The sequence below is a fragment of the Flagellimonas olearia genome (assembly GCF_009184425.1).
GTDB lineage: Bacteria > Bacteroidota > Bacteroidia > Flavobacteriales > Flavobacteriaceae > Flagellimonas > Flagellimonas olearia.
This window is the reverse complement of sequence record NZ_WELG01000001.1, coordinates 265,526-285,381: the sequence shown is the minus strand read 5'-3', so window position 1 is coordinate 285,381 and position 19,856 is coordinate 265,526. Positions and strand designations below refer to the sequence as shown.

The 19,856-nt window shown below is 45.7% G+C and carries 9 protein-coding genes; 6 read left to right on the top strand and 3 right to left on the bottom strand.

Features of this window, described 5'->3' with window-relative positions; all coding sequences use genetic code 11:
* Positions 1 to 7: 7 nt before the first annotated feature.
* The 6 genes from F8C76_RS01165 (at position 8) to F8C76_RS01140 (ending at position 10,576) form a co-directional block, all read left to right on the top strand.
* Positions 8 to 1,792, top strand: a complete 1,785-nt coding sequence (locus tag F8C76_RS01165; protein WP_152130095.1) for a PQQ-dependent sugar dehydrogenase — start codon at positions 8 to 10, stop codon at positions 1,790 to 1,792.
* A gap of 158 nt (positions 1,793 to 1,950) precedes the next feature.
* Positions 1,951 to 3,393 (top strand): calcineurin-like phosphoesterase C-terminal domain-containing protein, encoded by a 1,443-nt coding sequence (locus tag F8C76_RS01160; protein ID WP_152130094.1) that lies wholly within the window; start codon positions 1,951 to 1,953, stop codon positions 3,391 to 3,393.
* Between the two features lie 154 nt (positions 3,394 to 3,547).
* A complete protein-coding gene (locus F8C76_RS01155) occupies positions 3,548 to 4,489 on the top strand; it encodes a FecR family protein (RefSeq protein ID WP_170283929.1) in 942 nt (313 codons plus the stop codon).
* 136 nt (positions 4,490 to 4,625) lie between these two features.
* Entirely contained in the window at positions 4,626 to 8,105 is a 3,480-nt protein-coding gene (locus F8C76_RS01150) for a TonB-dependent receptor (protein WP_170283928.1), read from the top strand.
* Positions 8,106 to 8,119: 14 nt separating this feature from the next.
* Complete coding sequence (locus tag F8C76_RS01145; RefSeq protein ID WP_152130091.1) at positions 8,120 to 9,865, top strand: RagB/SusD family nutrient uptake outer membrane protein; 1,746 nt, start codon at positions 8,120 to 8,122, stop codon at positions 9,863 to 9,865.
* A 147-nt stretch (positions 9,866 to 10,012) separates the two neighbouring features.
* Positions 10,013 to 10,576, top strand: coding sequence for an RNA polymerase sigma factor (locus F8C76_RS01140; RefSeq protein ID WP_152130090.1), 564 nt, complete (start codon positions 10,013 to 10,015; stop codon positions 10,574 to 10,576).
* 28 nt (positions 10,577 to 10,604) lie between these two features.
* On the opposite strand, the gene F8C76_RS01135 is transcribed toward F8C76_RS01140, so the two are convergent.
* The 3 genes from F8C76_RS01135 to F8C76_RS18630 all read right to left on the bottom strand — a co-directional run bounded on the left by F8C76_RS01135 (position 10,605) and on the right by F8C76_RS18630 (position 19,595).
* Positions 10,605 to 12,212, bottom strand: coding sequence for an aminotransferase class V-fold PLP-dependent enzyme (locus F8C76_RS01135; protein ID WP_152130089.1), 1,608 nt, complete (start codon positions 12,210 to 12,212; stop codon positions 10,605 to 10,607).
* Between the two features lie 177 nt (positions 12,213 to 12,389).
* Positions 12,390 to 13,280 (bottom strand): PorP/SprF family type IX secretion system membrane protein, encoded by an 891-nt coding sequence (locus tag F8C76_RS01130; RefSeq protein ID WP_152130088.1) that lies wholly within the window; start codon positions 13,278 to 13,280, stop codon positions 12,390 to 12,392.
* A 30-nt stretch (positions 13,281 to 13,310) separates the two neighbouring features.
* Entirely contained in the window at positions 13,311 to 19,595 is a 6,285-nt protein-coding gene (locus F8C76_RS18630; RefSeq protein WP_170283927.1) for a DUF8202 domain-containing protein, read from the bottom strand.
* Between the last annotated feature and the right edge of the window lie 261 nt (positions 19,596 to 19,856).

Here is a 19,856-nt window from a genome sequence, read left to right as displayed (position 1 = left end):
TTCCCTTATGTCAATCCGAACGCATCCCCTACGCAAAAAAGATAGTCGTACCATTCCATGGATTGCTTTTGCATTGCTTATCGGAATCATTTTTGTCTCGGGATGCCAACCCAAAAAAGAATCAAAATGGACCGGGGATGCCATCCAAGGCAAAGCTCTATATCATCAATACTGCGCTTCGTGCCATGACCTCAAGATGAATGGCATGGGACCTAAATTGGGAGGAATCACAACTCAAATTGAAAAAGATTGGCTGCTTCAATTTGTACAGAATCCCGAAAAGCTAATTAAAGATAAAGACGAGCGGGCCGCAAAGCTGTTTGATCAGTACAAAAGCTATATGCCCTCGTTTGCGTTCCTGTCCCAAGAAGAGGTTGAGTCCATATTCACCTATATCCATAAAACATCGGATAGTTTGGGCTTACTATTTGACGATAATGAAACAGGTATTGGGAAAAGCAAGGATTCCATCGAAAGAACCAAACCGGACCTAAGCACAATTCCCAAGGTACACCACTCCAACTTATCCGTTGTGCTGGAGGATTTCATTAAAATGCCCAAAACTGGGGAAAATCCCCCTTCCCGAGTGGCCAGTATGCGTTCTGTTCCCTTAAAAAATGGTAAGTCGATACTCTTTACTCATGATCAAAGAGGAAGTATTTACCAATTGCAAAACGGTAAGGCCAACGTCTTTCTGGATCTAAAGGAAAGAACGGAAAACTTTATCGATGGTCCAGGACTCGCATCGGGACTTGGAAGCTTCACCTTCCATCCAGAGTATTTACAAAACGGAAAAATCTATACCATCCATACCGAAAAACCTCTAGGCATTATATCCGATTTTCCTTTAGGAAAAGGAATTGAAGTAGCCATGCAATGGATACTGACCGAATGGGTGAACAGTGATCCCACGCAACCGATTTTTCAAGGAAGCAGGAAAGAACTTCTCCGAATCGATGTCCCTACCCGATTGCACGGTATGCAGGACATCATCTTCTCAAATGTCACGGATAAAAACAACCCGGATTATGGCATGCTGTATTTGGGTATTGGGGATGGGGGCAGTACCATTGCAGGATATCCGGAGTTATGCCATAGTATCCGCTCGCCACTGGGTACCATCCTTAGATTGGACCCCACCGGGAACAATTCCAGAAACGGAAACTATGGAATTCCAAAGGGCAACCCTTATGCCAATGAAAGCGATAAGGATATCTGGAAAGAAATATATGCTTACGGATTCAGAAATCCACATCGAATCACATGGGTCGGGAAGGGAGAAAATGCTCGTCTGGTCACGGGAGATGTGGGAGAACTGACCGTGGAAGAAGTCAATGTGGTCAAGCCCGGTAGCGATTATGGCTGGAATGAACGCGAAGGGTACTTTGGCATCAACCCAAAACAAATAAAAGAAACCTACAACCTCACCCCAAACGACATGAGGTATGAACTTCCGTTTGCCCTCTATGGCCATGAAACCGGGAATGCCATTTCTGGAGGATATGTCTATGAAGGCCCAATCAAGGAACTCAACCATCAATATATTTTTGGGGACATTGTACGGGGAAAACTCTTTTTCCTCAATGGTTTTTCAGAAGAACCACAGCCCATTCCCATCCAAGAGCTTGGTATTTTTTATAAAGGGGAACATACAGATATGAAAAAAATAGTCGGGAAATCCCGAACAGATCTTCGCATAGGAAAAGATGGGGACGGAAATCTCTACACCATGAACAAAGCCGATGGCATCATCCGAAAAATTATAGGGGTAGTACCCCACAAGGTCCCATAACTCCTCCCCTGGAAAACGTAGAAATACGCATTGAACCTCCAAATACAAACAGCTTCTCTTTTTCATTTCTGGATTTCTTAACGAAGAAACAAAGAGTTCGGACTACGTGCCCTACCCATTTTCTTTGACTCATTCATAAACAACCTTAAAAACAGAATATGGAAAACCGAAGAACATTTGTTAAAAAGATGGGATGGACCGCAGGGGCATTTTCGCTTCTGGGCATATCTCCAGTTTTGAGCTGGGATAGTATCGTTACCCGCTCCAAACCTATCAGGATAAAAGGAAGGGTGGTCAGTAGTGGCAAAGGATTGTCCAAGATTGTGGTTTCAGACGGTGTCACGGTCACCGCCACGGACCACAACGGCCACTTTGATTTTTGGAGCATTGCCCAACAGCCCTTTGTGTTTTTAAGTATCCCATCCGGGTATACTTTGAATCAGTTGTCCAATGGTTCCGCTTCTTTCTTCCAACCCATTGATACCAGCAAAGAGAAGAATGAGTTTCTGTTCCAACTCAAGAAAAATGAAGTGTCCGATGACAAACACAGTCTATTGCTTCTGGCCGATCCCCAAATCCAAAATGAATACGAAGCTGGGGAATTACTGAAAACGTCCACTCCAGATTTCATCAAGACCATCAAAGAATTGAACGACCCCAATACTTTTGGGGTGGGTTGTGGGGATTTGGTATATGACCGGCTCCATTTGTTCGAAGACTACAACAAAGCCATCAAAGCCACTGAAATTCCATTTTTTCAGGTGATTGGAAACCACGATATGGATTTGGATTCACGAAGCGATGAGGCCACAACCCGAACTTTTAACCGACTGTTTGGACCTTCGTACTATTCTTTCAACCGGGGTGAAATCCATTATGTAGTGCTCGATGACGTTTTCTTTACCGGCGTTGAACGCGAATACATAGGCTATATCACCGAAAATCAGCTGGCATGGCTGGAACAGGATCTCCAATACATTGAGGCTGGCCGCACTGTGGTGGTCTGTACCCATATCCCTATTGCTGGCGGAGTGAAGAACAAGAGCCACCTCTATGAGCTTTTGGCGCCCTACAAAGTCCATATCCTTTCAGGGCATACCCATAGAAACTATAACACCTTTGAAGAAAACTGTTTTGAGCATGTGCATGGTGCGGTATGTGGTGCATGGTGGAGCGGACCTATCTGCAGTGATGGTACACCCAATGGATATGGGGTATATCAAATGAGCGGTAGTGACCTTTCATGGTATTATAAAGCCGTGGACAAACCCAAAACCCATCAATTCAGGTTTTATAAAAGAGGAGCAAACCCAGAATTCCCAAATTCGTGCAGTATCAATGTCTGGAATTGGAACCCCAAATGGAACATCTGTTGGTATGAAAACGGAAACCGAAATGCGCATGTGAGAAACGTAAAGACCACCGACCCCTTAAGCACCGAGCTCCATTTGGGTAAAAAACTGCCCGAACGAAGAACTTGGGTAGAGCCTGCTTCAACTGACCATATGTTCTTTTTTGAACCTAGTGATGAAGTAGATGAAATCATCATTGAGGTTACGGATAACTTCGGCAACGTGTATGTGGAAACGGTAAACGTTTAACCACCCAAACGAATCCAACCCCCTATTGTTAGCTCATTGTTAAGCCGTCCCAAGCTGTATAAAAAAAAGGTTAACAATGATTAAAAAAGGTCTTCCGCATTACGTGGCAAGGCCTTTTTTATTGACTTCACAACAAGCACCGAAACCAAAAACTATGATCAATCGGGAACGTTTTCAAGAATTGGTAGAAAAGTACCTTGACAATACCTGCACCAAAAGTGAGGAGCTGGAGCTTGAGGAATACTACAACACCTACGGTAGGCAATTGTTCCCTCCCACTATGGAACAGCGTACGAAGAGACAGTTGTACCAAAGAATCGCTGCTCGTATAAAAACGTCCAAAGAAATTACTGCACGGAACGGAAGGCGTAGCATGATCTATCGGATAGCGGCTACTATATCCATTTTGGCCATCCTTGGGATTTCCTACATGGAATTGTTCCCCAAAAAAGAAGCCCAACTGATTACGGTAACCTCCAATTTAGGAGAAAAAAAGCAAGTGGTACTCCCTGATAGTTCCCTAGTGACTTTAAACTCAGGGAGCAGCATCACCTATCCCGAATTCTTTGAGGGAGAAACCAGACAGGTAAAAATGGATGGAGAGGCATTTTTTGAGGTCTCCCATAACCCCGACCAACCTTTTTGGGTGACCACCCCAATCCTAAAAACCAAGGTGTTGGGAACCTCATTCAACATAAGGGCCTATACCGACAATCCTAATATTAAAATCAGTTTGGCCACGGGGTCCATTCAAGTCAGTGAGGAAAACAACGTCTTGGCCACATTGAAACCAAATGAACAATTGCTGTTTGATAAAGGCACCGGCAATCATCTGGTGACCAAACAAAGTACCATCAAAGACATTTCGTGGTTGGACAATATCATTGTTCTGGACGACCATTCCCTTGAAGAGACCCTTCGCATTGTGGAACGTTGGTTCAATGTGAAACTGCACATGTCAACAGAAGATATTACCAACAAGACCATTTCGGGTAAGTTCATCAACCCCACATTGGAAGAGACCATAGAAAGTTTGGAGCTACTAACCGGTGCCCAAATCAATTCTGAAAACCAAGTAGAACCCCAAAAACCATAACCTATGATATAGTACTGAACCCAACAAAAAAGCCTCTTCTGCGCCAACAGAAAAGGCCCTATTAACTACATATTCACCAAATACATAGTATGATATAATGAAACCAAAATTACTATTTTTTTTCAATGGAAACGTTATGAAAACCATCATGATGTTATGGGCCATGCAATTTTTTGCACTACCGGCCCAAGCCAAAGTGGAGAACTCTCCCAATATCAATCTACACCAAAGTCAAATTAATCTTGTGACCATCTTTACCAAGATTGAGGAACAAGCCCCGGTCAGCTTTATCTATACCAATGAGGTAAAACAAATCAAGCACAAGGTAAATGTCGACTATAACAACCTACCCCTAAAGTCCGTCATGGATGATTTGGCCCAAGTATATGGGCTGGGGTACCAAATCCAGAAAAGCAATATCACCGTTTATGTAAAACCAAGGTCTACCCAGCCTGTGCAACAGACCATCAAAGGGTCTGTAAAAGACGATACAGGAGAACCCTTGATGGGAGCCAATGTATTGGTTGTGGGTACGGACAAAGGCGTTGTGACCGACTTTGACGGAAACTTTGAAATTGTAGCCAAAACCGGTGATGTTCTGGAGTTCTCCTATGTTGGGATGGAAACACAAACCTACACAGTAAACTCCAATACAAATTCCATTGCCATTCAATTGGATGCCAATAGTGAGCAATTGGATGAGGTGGTGGTTATTGGTTATGGGGAAAAAACCATTGAATCCTTAAGCGCAGCGGTCAGCAAGGTAGATGTCAGTGCTTTGGCAGAACGTCCGGTGAGCAATGCCGCCGTGGCACTTCAAGGGTTGACACCGGGGCTTACCATTACCCGTTCCAACGGTCGCCCTACAGATACCCCCAACATCAATATCCGGGGTTTTACCTCGATCAACGGTGGTGACCCCCTGATCATCATTGATGGTGTGGAAGGAGATATCAACGACATCAATCCAAGCGATATAGAGAACATCAGTGTTTTGAAGGACGCGGGTGCCGCAGCTATTTATGGTGCCCGTGCTTCTTTTGGTGTGGTCTTGATCACCACGAAACAAGCGAAGGAAGGTGACCTAAAAGTAAGCTTGGAGGCCACTACGGCCATAAGTCAAGTCACCACTAATACCGACTTTGTAACCGATCCCTACGAGGCCATACAGATTGCGGATAGTTTCTTTCAGGCGAGCAGTGGTGCATCGTACTCCAGATATACCGAAGCGGATTACACCGCATTGCAGGAGGTATCTGCCAACCCATCCTTGGCACGTGTGATCACAGATACTCGAAATGGTCGGCAGCAGTATGTCCACTACGCCAAAACCGATTGGTGGAACACTTTCTTTCGAAAGAGCAGACCTTCCCAAATCTATAATGCCTCGATAAGTGGCGGAAGTGAAAAACTGAAAGGATATTTCTCATACCGAAACTACCGTGAAATTGGCATCCTAAAAGTTCAGGAGGACCTGTTTAAAAAGGAGAACTACAGGGCCAAAGTTGAGTTTAAGCTGAATGATTGGATCACCGTTTCAGACAATATGCAGTTCAACCGCTTTGATGACCTTCAATATGGAGGATACCGAGGTGGATGGCACGGTAACTATTGGAATTATTTGGTATACAACCATGCCATGCCCTGGTATTCGCCCACCAATCCCGATGGCACCTATTTCTATCGAAGTGAATTGAACAACTATGCGGCCGGTGACGGACTCTATGCCTCTCTATTGCATGGAAAATCCAAACAAGAAACTGAGGATTCCGAGTTTTCCAACATTGTAACGGCCACCCTGACCCCTGTTGATGGACTTACCGTCAAGGCAAGCTACGCCTACCGAAAAATGAACCAGAACATTTTTCAAAGATCCACTTTGGTGCCTTGGAGCATATACGTGGACGACATACAGACCATGAGTTCCGATAAATTAACCGAGTTCAATACCTCAGCCGATTACGATGCTTTCAACATATATGCCGATTACAACAAGCGTTTCGGTAAGCATCATATGGATGTCATGGCAGGTTTTGGACAAGAATCCATGTACAGCAAGACCATCCAGGCCAGCACGCAGGGATTGATTTCCGATGATCTTAACTCCTTGGGGCTGGGCACCACGGCGGATGATGCCACTGGAAGTGCCTACGAATGGGCCATACAAGGTGTATACTCAAGACTATCCTATGATTACGACAACAAGTACTTTTTGGAGCTGAATGGCAGGTACGATGGCACCTCTAGGTTCCCCTCAGACTTCAGATGGGGCTTCTTCCCATCGGTTTCTGCGGCATGGGCACTGCATAATGAAGGTTTTATGGAAAGCTTGCATCCAGTCTTGAGCCAATTGAAACTAAGGGCCTCATATGGGTCTTTGGGTAACCAGGAAGTTTCCCCTTACTCCTATCAACCTGTTTTGTCACGCTCCGTAAACGAGGCGTTCTCATTGAACGGAAGTCCTTTGGAATCTATCTCCTCCCCTGCCCTTAACCCGGTTGAGATTACTTGGGAAGAGGTTCGCACCTTGGACTTTGGGGTTGACCTTGGACTTTTTAAAAACAAGGTTACCGCAAACTTTGATTGGTTTAAAAGGGAAACCTTGGGAATGCTTACCGCCGGTCAGGTTCTCCCTGCCACTTTGGGGGCATCAGCTCCAAAAGAGAATGCGGCTGACCTGGAAACCAAAGGTTTTGAATTGTCCCTTGGGTTTACCGACAGCTTTAATTTGGGTGGTTCCCCTTTTCAACTCAGTGTGAGCGCAGGACTTTCCAACTCCGAGACCACGATTACCAAATTTGATAATCCAGAAAACTTGTTGAACTCCTTTTATGAAGGAATGGTCATTGGGGATATCTGGGGGTATCAAATTGATGGACTCTTTCAATCAGAAGAGGAAGTGGCCGCACATGTAGACCAATCCTACGTAACGGCAAGAATATCCAGTAGGGGTGGATTACAGCCCGGGGATGTTAAGTATGCCGACCTTAATGGAGACGGTGTTGTGAACGCGGGTACCAATACACTTGATGATCCAGGAGATCAAAAAATTGTTGGGAACGTAGCTCCAAAATACCTCTATAATTTTAGAATATCATCAAGCTGGAAAGGCTTTGATATCTCGGCATTTTTCCAAGGTGTAGGTAAACAAGATTGGTATCCAGGCTACAACTCCCAATTGTTCTGGGGGCCTTATAGCCGTCCCTATGCCTCTTTTGTACGTAAAGATTTGGCCAATGACATTTGGTCCCCTGAAAATCCGAACGGGTACTACCCTAGAGGCTTTGGTTACATTGCCCTTAGCGGCCGTAATTCCCTGTACAACATCAATGATCGGTACCTACAGGACATCTCTTACTTGCGACTTAAGAACCTAACGTTTGGGTACAACCTGCCCCAGTCGGTCTTGGAACGGACACCTTTTGACAAGATCAGACTCTATCTCAGCGGAGAGAACATCCTAACCTTTACCAAGTTGACGGATTACATCGACCCGGAAATTGCAAGCAACCAAGTTAACCTGAATTCCCCTTCTGGTTCGTATTCCTATGATTCCAGAGGCCAGGAAGCCCCCATGTCCAAGACATATTCATTGGGTATTTCAGTTCAATTTTAAATCTAACCAAGACGATGAAACGAATATATATAGCATTGATCAGTTTAAGCAGTTTATTCTTTGTGAACTGCAGTGACGACTATTTGGATAAAAATCCCATTTCGGATGTCAGTGAAGACAGTTTCTTTTTGACCGCTTCCGATTTGGAGTTGTACACCAACGGTTTTTATCTTTTATTGCCCAACAGTTCATCCCGGGGTGAAATCTTCACCGCGGACAGCTACAGCGGCGAGATTGTCCACAATACTTTAAGCGACCTGATGACCGATTCCCGTATTGTCCCCTCAAGTGGTGGCGGTTGGAACTGGAACAATCTGCGTGATATCAACTACTTTTTGGAAAACTATGAAAAGTGTGACGATGAATCCGCTAAAAATCGCTACGGTGGGGTTGCCCGCTTTTTCAGGGCCTATTTTTACTTTAACATGGTCATGAACTTTGGGGATGTGCCTTGGTATGACAAGACCATGGAAGCCGATGACCAAGATCTTTACAAAGCCCGTGACAGTAGACAATTTGTTGTGGATAAAATCTTGGAAGATCTGGACTGGGCCATTGCCCATATGAACGACCAATCGTATGCCTACGAAGTAAGCAAGTACACTGCATTGGCCTTAAAATCCAGAATCGGACTTTTTGAAGGAACCTTTGAAAAGTACCATGGCATCCCTGGTTATGAGAAATACCTACAGGCCTCCATTGCCGCTTCCGAGGAGTTGATGGAAAGCAGCCCGTATACCTTGTACAGTACCGGTAATCCAAGTTCGGATTATGCCGATCTGTTCAGGGCCGAGGCCTCCGAAACTTCCGAGGTTATTCTGGCCAGGGAATATACAGAACCCCTTACCAATGGACATCGGGCAAATTACTATACCTTGACCGGTTCACAGGGAAGACCTGGAATGCCCAAATCTGTAGTGAACTCCTATTTGAATGCAGATGGAAGCCGCTTTACCGACCAGGCGGATTATAACATCCTATCATTTGCGGATGAAACAGCCGATCGGGATCCAAGACTTTCCCAGACCATTCGCACATCGGGTTATACCAGGATTGGTCAAAGTGTTGAATTGCCTCCAGACCTGTCTTTCACCATAACCGGGTATCATCTCACCAAATTTGTAACTGCTGCAAACTCGGATGGAATCAACCAAAACACAAACGATCTTCCCGTATTCCGTTTTGCCGAGGTTTTATTGAACTATGCCGAGGCCAAGGCGGAACTGGGTACGGCTACCCAAGAGGACATGGACAAATCCGTTGGTTTATTGCGCAATCGCGTAAACATGCCAAATGTATCCGTGGTCGATGCCAACGCAAACCCAGATGCCTATCAAGAAATGTTTTATCCTAATGTGAATGGTAGCAACATGGGGCTCATTTTGGAAATCAGAAGGGAGCGCAGGGTAGAACTGTATATGGAAGGTCACCGTTGGAACGACATTAGACGTTGGAAAGCAGGACAGTCCCTTACCTTGCCCTTACGCGGTATTTATTTGCCCGGGGCTGGCGAATATGACTTGGATGGAAATGGCGCCATTGACTTGGTGGTGTATGAAGGCGAGCTTCCCACAGGTCAGATTGACGGTGCCAAATATTTTCAATTAGGGACCGATATCCAGTTAAGTGCGGACAACCTGATAGATCCACTTCCGGATTTCAACGACAGAACCTTCAATGAAGATCGGGACTACCTACTTCCCATTCCCATACAAGAATTACAATTGAACACCAACCTTGTCCAAAACCCAAATTGGTAAAAGGTTTCAGTAGATCGTATCCCTAGAAAACAGCAGTTTTCCGGGGATACTTTTTAGTAACAAAAGCATAATGTTCGCAAAGCGATCTGTTGACTTTCCCCTAATAAATTTGTTACAGACGCCCCCAACAAACACAAGGTGCCGCAGATGATGGAAAACCAAAAATTGATTTTTAAAGCTCTCCAAAATCGTCAGGAAAAAGCACTCGAAAAGATTTTTGCCCTCTACTGGAAACGCCTCTATATCTATGCCTATAGTTTTACTGGCGATCATCAGGTCTCCGAGGATTTGGTCCAGGAAATTTTTATAAGTCTTTGGGAAAAATCGGCCACTACCCAAATCCACCAAATAGAAGCCTATCTGTTTCGAGGGGTAAAATACCGTGCCATCAATTTTCTAAAACAGGAACAGCGCAAAGTTTCTGCGGAAGACACCTTGAAATCCGAGCCAATTTCCGAAGGACCGGAGGAACACATGGATTATCTGGAGTCCAAAGAACTTTTTTTAAAAACCATGGACAAGTTGCCCAACCGATGTAGAAAAGTATTCTACTTAAGTCGTGTACAAGGGTATAATAACAAAGAAATTGCCCAAGAAATGGATATCTCCATCCGAACCGTGGAAACCCATATCAGCAATGCCCTCAGTCTTTTCAGGTTACACTATAAAAACTGTTTGCAAATACTGCTGCTCATCTTTTTCAATAGCTAAGAAAAACTTCCCAACCTACTGCCAAACATCAATAGCGACGTTTGGCCTGCCATTTTCCATTTCCGTATTCGCTAAAACTGACATCCCCTCCCATCAACTCTCCATTCTGGATTTTTCCTTTGAAGGTAAAGTTAAGACGAACGCCATCCAGAGTATGGGAACTGCGAATGAGCACCTCATCTCCATGCACACTACCCTGCAAGGCCCTAGAAGCATAACTGCCGTAATGGGTCCCTTTTACGTCTTCCCCATTTTGTGCAATGACAAAGGTTTGTTCTGAAGCGGTGGCCGCAAACTCTATGGCCACGTCCCACTCCCCACTTAGATCAAAGGAGGCGGCATCCAAGTTTCTCTCTATTTTGGGTGGATTGGACAAAACCTCAAATACGCGGTCGGCAATTATCTTTTCCTCACCCTCTCTAAGCTGTGACGTATTGATCCGGATGTTGGGCTCCATGTTGGGAGGAAAGGGTAAAAAGCTACCTGCCCCACTAACAGCTACTCTTGGTGTACCATCCCACAATATCTGCTCCACATCATATCCGGTCAGGGGTATTTTCTCCATGTCCCACTTTACATTAAGTGAGGGACTTGGGTTGGAAAGTTGTTCCGGTGGGGGTTGTCTGATGGATGTCTCCAATCCAGGGATTTTGTTGAGCTTATCGGCAATGTATTCCAAGGTACCGGTCCAAGTTTCCCTTTCCTTGGCATGGTCCCTTTTCATCCACATTTCAACGGCGGTAAGCATTCCCATGATTTCTTCCCGGCCAACCTTATATCCTCGTGCAAACCCATGGTGTGGTGCACTGGTCACCCAAGCGGCCTTGATCAAATCTTTACGTCCTATCAACAGTCCAGCACACTGGGGACCTCCTAAATATTTTCCTCCACTATAGGCCACCAAATCGGCCCCTTGTGAAATATGGGGATTGGGGACCGGTAATCCTTCCGCAGCGGCATCTACCATAATGGGTACACCCAGCGGCTTGGTAACACTTGCTATCTCTTTTATGGAAAGTGGTCCGTTCATGGATTTTGATCCGGCCAAAACCAATACCATTGCCGTACGGGGGCCCAAAGCAGCCTTGAGTTCTTCCTTGTTGTCCACGGTGATCATCCGAACACCCACTCCCCTTACTGCAGATTCATAAGCGGTCCATGAATATCTAGGGATGATGACCTCATCTTTCATCCCATCCAAGTTGGGAAGCTGCCACAATTTGTCCGGGTCTCCTCCAGTGACTATTCCTGTGGTACCGATCATCATGGCCCCTGTGGCCCCTGTGGAGACCAATCCAAACTCGGCACCGGTCAATTCCCCTAGACGTTGGCCTACGCCATCCATCAATTCATCGAACTCCACATAATCCAAGGTGGCTTCCTGCATTGCCTGCTCCACTTCTGGTAGTACCCGGCAGCCTCCAATGACCGTGATGGTACCCCGTCCATTGATTACCGGACGGACTCCCAACTTCTCGTAAATACTCTTGCCTTTGGCGGCTTTCTTTAGTACATCTGCTTTGTCAACGGCTTTTTCCGTGCCCCATCCCGCATATACGCTGGACGGTATCAATTGTGCAAAAACTCCGGTCAAGGGAACAAGTCCCAATTTTCTGATCAGTGCCCTTCTTTTCATATGGTATACCCTAGGTTTTGTTTTTTGGGGCACACTTTCTAAACATGCTCCCCATTTTTATCCAATTGACTAAATATAACCCGTTTGTAGAGCTTTTTCAACGAGATTCAACAAAAATGTCCAACTTAAGCCTGTTTTGGGGGATATGAACAAAACCGATATACTTTGTGATGAATTTTACAGGCTTAATCTCATGAACAGTTCATGGGTACTGTTATCAATACCTTCAATGGCACTTTGGAGGGAAGTCTCATAGGCATATCCCAAATTGAAACCTTGTGAAATATTGAATAGGAACAATCCACTTACACTTTCATCAAAGCGATAGGATGCTCCAAACTCAAAGCGTTCCCCAAAATCCAATATTGCCGTAAGTTCCAGGGACATGGGAGAGGCATCCACATATCGGAACATTCCTGCGGTCTTCAGGTCCAAGGTTTTCCCAAGGATAAAACTATACCCGCCACTCAAATAGGCATGCATACGGTCTGCCCCCAAATAGGCATTTCCATTTCTTTCCTGTAGACGATCCGGGGTCAAAAGTTTTGGTACCGACAAAGAGACAAAATATCGATTGTGCTTCAGGTAGGCCCCTGCCCCAACATTGGGGGTGAATCTACTTTCGTAATTGAGCAAGGTACCATCCTGCCCCATTCCATAGGTAATTAGACCATCCGTGTTGGCATCGTAGGAATTGGCACTCCCTTTGATTCCAAAATATAGTTTATGTTCTTCATCCAAATCAATGTAATACGAAACATCCACTGCCACCCATGTTTGCTGTTCAATGAAGGTGCGATCATTGAGAACGGATACACCAAGCCCCAATTTTCTACCCACTGGCATGCCAAAAATGGCACTCTGGCTTTCTGGAGCGCCTTCCACACCGGCCCATTGACTCCGAATTCCCAATGAAAATTCGGCAGCTTCCGAGCTTCCGGCAAAGGCTGGGTTGTAAATGTTCATATTGTACCTGTAAAAGGTGTAGTTGGGATCTTGTTGCCCATTAATGCCCACTGAGAACAATAGAACGGTCATTAAAAGATATAGCTTGTGAAATATATTCATGATGATATGTGCTTTTGTCTTGTTATCTGTCTAATAATTGATGAAAATCCAGCCTTGCATCGGGGCAGAGCCATCTCCAAAGTCGATCACGTAGAGGTATGAACCTGCAGGAAGTATACCATGTTTACCCTTGTAATAACCTCCCCAATTGTTTTGGTAAGATCTTGCAGCAAACACTTCGTGTCCTGAACGGTTGTAGACTTTCACCACATTGTTGGGATAGTTTTCTATACCGGGAACTACCCACGTATCGTTGTTTCCATCACCATTTGGTGTAAACGCCTGGGCTGGAACAATCGTTGGCTCATTATCTGTGGTGGCATCCGTATCCGGAACCCCGTCGTTGTCGTCATCCTCATCTTCATTGTCACCCATACCGTCACCATCGGTATCGGTATCCTCGGAATCATCAAGCGGGAAGGCATCCTCACTATCAGGGGTACCATCATTATCATCATCGGTATCGGCATTGTTCCCTATTCCGTCACCATCGGTGTCCGTATCTTCGGAAGCATCCCAAGGAAAAGCATCCTCTTCATCAGGGGTTCCATCATTGTCATCATCGGTATCCGCATTGTCACCTGTTCCATCCCCATCACTGTCCACACTTTCATTGAGATTATTGGGGAACGCATCCTCGTCATCGGCAACACCATCATTGTCCGTATCCGTGATTTCCCCATTGGGATAGATATCCTCCTCATTTGGAATCCCATCTCCATCGATGTCATCATCTGAATTGTCTCCATGACCGTCTCCATCGGTATCGGTATCTTCGGAATCATCCAATGGGAATGCATCATCCGCATCCAGGGTGCCGTCATTATCGTCATCCGTGTCGGCATTATCTCCAGTTCCGTCACCATCGGTATCGGTGTCTTCAGAGTCATCCAACGGGAAGGCGTCCTCTGCATCCGGGGTGCCATCATTATCGTCATCCGTATCCGTGCTATCCCCTATACCATCATTATCGGTATCCAAGTCGTAATAGGTGCCATTTACAATGCCCAAGGGAAGGGTGTAATTACCGACTTCATCCCGTGCAATACCATTATTCACATTGAAAAAAACCAACTCTCCGGGAACCAATGGGGTAACAGGAATGTTATAGACCAATCCGGGTGTCACCTCTTGAAGGGCCCCCATGGTTGCCATGGTTTCCCCTCCAGGTCCTGGCGCAATCTCAACTGGAAAGGGTGCCAAATCAAATACGGGTTCGGAAAATTGTAACTGAATGGTGAAGGGGCCCAGATAAAGAGACTCGTCAATCACCAGACTTGGTTGTGGTTCCGTGGTATCAATGGTCACGGTGCTACCATCGGTCGTATTGTTTGCCACCAAATTATCGGTGGATGGGTTTGCGGTCAATGTGAATCCAACAACACCTTCGGACATGGTATCATTTACATCTATCCATCCCAAATACGTGTTTTCACCAATCAAGGCACTATCATCAAACATCAGCGTACTCCCAAGAATGGAAAGCGCCACTTCATCAACAGGTCTGTTGAAACCGAACTCAACCGATACGCGGTCCCCAGTCTTAGCCAATTCCGAGGAAGCATTGTTCGAGGACATGGTGATATGGGTAAATTCCAGATCGGTAATGATGGTATGATCGGTATTGGTATCCTGCGCTGTGGGGTTACCCAATACATCTTGATACCTCAACGTAACATCATACGAAGCTCCATTGACCAAAGCACTGCTGCTTGCTGAAACCACTTCAGTGGCCGAAGCCAAATCTTTGGCATCAATGATTATGGTATTCAATTCGTCACGTAAGGGGTTTTCCAATTGAAGCGTGATAGGACTGTTGGGATCTTCTGTTGAACTAAAGATCACTTGTACACTATTGGTCAAGGGGTCTTCGGGCACGTAATAGTGTATGGTAATATTGTCATAGGAGGTTTCACCGGGAACAGGCAATATCAAGGAAGGTGCCGTGGTCTGGGTATCTACCAATGGATTGGGATCCTCCCCATCCAAAAGTAAATCATTATCGTCATCGGTATCCGCATTGTTCCCTACTCCGTCTCCATCGGTGTCGGTATCCTCAGTTGGATCCAAGGGGAAAGCATCATCCACATCTGGTGTGCCATCACCATCATCATCTGTATCACATACATCACCTTCTCCATCCGAATCAGTATCCAATTGATTGGCATTTGAGATGGAAACACAGTTATCAACAGCGTCAAGAACCCCATCACCGTCCGAATCAAAGTCATCGTTGGTCAATGTAACTGCAATGATCTTATCGGAGAGCCCATCAAAAGTGTCATCACTTGAACCATCATTCACTACGATGGATATTGCGGCAGTATCATCGGATACGGCCAAATCATCTACCCCGGTCACGGTCACAGTCTGGGGCGTATCCCAATCAGCAGATGTAAAAATCAACTGAGCCTTGTCCACGGTGGCCTCATCGGTATCGTCACTGCTTATGTCAAGAACAACGTCATTGGTGGGCTCCGAGTCCAGTACGACCGTAAAAGTATCGGTCCCTGCGTTTTCATCTAGGGTCAATGCAGTTTCACTTACGGTGAAATTCGCTGTATCATCATCGGTAAGGGTAATGGCCACGGTCTTGTCCGCAAGGGCATCGAAAGAGTCATCCGAAGCGACATCGTTCACTGCAATGGTGATGGTAGCGGAGTCGTTGCGGTCAATATCATCATCCACCCCGGTCACGGTAATGGTCTGGGGGGTGTCCCAATCAGAAGCCGTAAAGGTCAACTGAGCCTTGTCCACGGTGGCCTCATCGGTATCACCACTGCTTACGTCAAGAACAACATCACTGGTCGGTTCGGAGTCCAGTACAACGGTAAAAGTATCGGTCCCTGCATTTTCATCTATGGTCAATGTGGTTTCACTTACGGTGAAATTCGCTGTGTCGTCATCGGTAAGGGTAATGGCCACGGTCTTGTCCGCAAGGGCATCAAAAGTATCATCCGAAGCAGCATCGTTCACGGAAATGGTGATGGTGGCTGAGTCGTTGCGGTCAATATCATCATCAACCCCGGTCACGGTAACGGTCTGGGGGGTGTCCCAATCAGCAGATGTAAAGGTCAACTGAGCCTTGTCCACGGTGGCCTCATCGGTGTCGTCACTGGAGATATTGAACACCACATCGCTTGTAGGTTCTGTATCGAGTACTACGGTGAAGATATCGGCTCCTGCGTTTTCATCTAAGGTCAAAGTGGTTTCACTTACCGTAAAATTAGCTGTATCATCATCGGTAAGGGTGATGGCCACGGTCTTGTCCGCAAGGGCATCGAACGAGTCATCCGAAGCGGCATCGTTCACAGCAATGGTAATGGTTGCTGAATCGTTGCGGTCAATATCATCATTCATCCCTGTCACGGTCACGGTCTGGGGCGTGTCCCAATCCGTAGATGTGAAGGTCAGTTGTGATTTGTCAACAGTTGCCTCATCGGTGTCGTCACTGGTAATATCCAGAACGACATCACTAGCTGGTTTAACATCCAAAACAACAGTGAACGTACCCGAACCAGCATTTTCATCAAAAGTCAAAGACGTTTGGCTGATGGTAAAATCGGGGGTGGGACTTGCAAAGGTTACATAATCTCCATCACTAGGATTTATGGAAGCCCAATAGTAGGTTCCGTCATCGTTCAATTCCACCAAAGTATCCGTTGTATCAAAGGTTTCATCCCCTGAAACCACAATATTGGGAATACCCGCAGGAAAGGTAATGGCAGATTTGGGTATGGCTATGAACACTGCATTCACCGTACCGGTCTCCTCTACCTTCCAAACACGGTTCAAACGGTTATTGGTCCCGCCATCAAAACTGGAAGTGAAGGAGTTTTGGGAAGCATTGTTATGCCCCATGATCATAAAGTTGCCTTCACCCGGTGCCGTTCTGCTCCCATTTACATTTGAATTTGTAAAATCTTGCGTAGTGGCCAATATGGGGCCGTTTTCATTATGTACAGATTGTGATACTTTTTGATTCAAACCAGATGCGTCATCTTGCCCAATACCAAAAATGTCCGTGTTGTAACTGGCATTGACCGTTCCATCCCAAACAACCGTTCCATCCGTTGCCACATAATCCATTGCTGTGCTTTGGTCAAGAGTAATACCATATTTCAAAGCCAAATAACTATCCACTTGTTGTTGTTCAGCAGCTGAAGGATAAGTATCATAGACCATTACCTCTGCAATATTTCCTGTCCAGAACTCTCCTGGCGAGAATTCGACATCCGCCCCAATCCGAAGAAAGAAATTGACCGTACTCCATGTTGGGGGTGTCCCATCGTTATCCGTGACCAGGGTGGTTCCGTTGGCCTGTAGATAGGTTGAGGAGGCACCATCAAAAGCACCTCCAATAATGTTGGGATGGTCCTGTGTCCAAAAATTAGTGCTTGTTATATCGTTTACTGGTTCCCAAGAACTATATATCAGCCCATTGCTGTTTACCGAACCTGCTATCAAGTGGGCTTCGTTCTGTGTGGCGCCTCCATGTGCAAAGGGTACATGGTTCCCTGTAAAGGCAGCTGTGGTTGTTGCGACCACCCGCATAAAACGGGCGCTATTTCCACTAGGGAGCCCCGAAGTGCCCGAACCTTCCATAAAGGTACCATTGCTTCCATCAAAGGTGGCCTGGGGGTTAAAGTTCAAGGTGGCTTCACTAAATATGGGACGTTTACCTGAATCGCTCTGAATGAAATCGTTTCCATTCATACTAAAATCACTCCATTGGTAAATGGGATCGGCATTTGTGGCCGAAGTGGTCCCGGCATCCGAGTAGACTTGTCCATCCGCTTTCCACCACCCTTGTAGATTGGCGGCTATTCCGCCAGGGCCGGTTTGAATGGCCAAGGCAATATAAACCGGTGTGGTGATATCCAAATTCAAGGAAGTGTCCGTACCCAAGGTGATATCAGAGAATGTGACCTTGCCCGCATTGACTATACCTCCCGCCATGGGTTCTGCATTGGAGAAGTCTCCATCCCCGTCCACCAAAATGGCAAAGGATTCTTCAGCCAAATGGCTCCATATGGACGGAATGTCAAACTCAAAGTCCAAGGCCTGGTCCCCCAAAGCTTCATTTCCAAATTCTTGGAGCATCCAAACCTTGTCCAACCTTTTCAAGTTGGTATCGGTTGGTACATTATCGTTGGTGGTCTCGCTTCCGTTGTTATTGGAAAACGCAATGTAGTTTCTGTTCACGGTATTGTCGGCATCATCAACCGTTAAGGTCATTCCATTGCTTGTGGCCGTATTTCTTTTATCCTCGGTTCCCCCGCAAATGTCTTCTTTGAGCCCGATTCCTACCACGGTATTGTTGAAGTTGGTATCGGTGTCGGTATCAAACAAGGCCCCAAATGAAGATGAAAAATCCTTTCCATACTTGTTGCCCAAATATTTGTTTACCTCATCCAATTCGCAATCACTCAACCGCCTATCATAAATAATGACCTCGGTTATACGGGAGTCGTTGAACCTATTGTTGTTTCGGTTCTTGTTGATTTTATAGCTGGTAAAACTGCGTCCTACATTGGTAAAAGAGGCATCAGAATCTGTGCGGACACCATCTACCAAGGCCTCGACTCCACTCAAACTGCTCGCGCGTAGGGAGTACAGTTTAAGCTCGTTTTGCTTTTCGGTCTCAAAATCCAGATACTTCACATCGGGAGTTCCATTGTTCGACTTAAAAACAAAATCGTTACCGGTCGCTGCGGAAACACTGATTTGAAAGTGGTTGTCATCCGCAAAGGTGTTCCCATTGGAAAAGAAGGCATCATCCACTCCCCCATCCTGTAATTGTTCAAAAACAATGAAGACCGAATAATCACTGGTCCATTGCTCCCCATTGCCCGAATCCGTAACGGGCAGGTCTATCATCAAGTGATCGGACGTTGATTTGCTGAACTCCAGGGTGGGCAGGTTGTTATTGGTTGTCCCACCATCCGAAACGTATTCCGGAAAAGCGCTGTTTACCGTGTTGTCCACATTGGAATGGTAGCTTGATTTATCCAGCCACAACTGGATTTCCGTGCCGGAATAGTCGGTGCCCGGATTGTTGGTTTCCAGTTCAGAAATGCTCTGGCCCGCCACCACGGTCGGTGTGGTATACAAGGTGGATTTATCCGTGGCATCCAACCAAAGCCTTAAATTGGCATTAAGATCGGTGATTAGCGTACTGGGCCCAGAATCATCATTTACCGTTCCATTGGGGTCGGTTTGTGCAAAAAGGCCTAGGGAACCTAGTGTCCAAAAAGCCAAAAAAAGTAATATGGGTTTGATTGCTTTAAAGGTTGGTTGAGGTTGGTTTTTCATGATATCGACCAAGGTTTCTGGTTGTTTTTTGAAGGTCGAATATGAAGATTTTCATATATATATTCTTACAAAATGTTGTGTATTAGACTAATCCAGTGTATGAAATTGTTGATTAAAGTAGGGTGTCATCGATGAAATGCATGTTTTTTTATGATTTACAACAAACTAGCAAACAGAGTCATGGGCATTCCTAGGGTAATGCCCATATAAAATGTTAGGACTGATCCGCATCATGTATCCGAAAGAGAAATCGGCTTATTT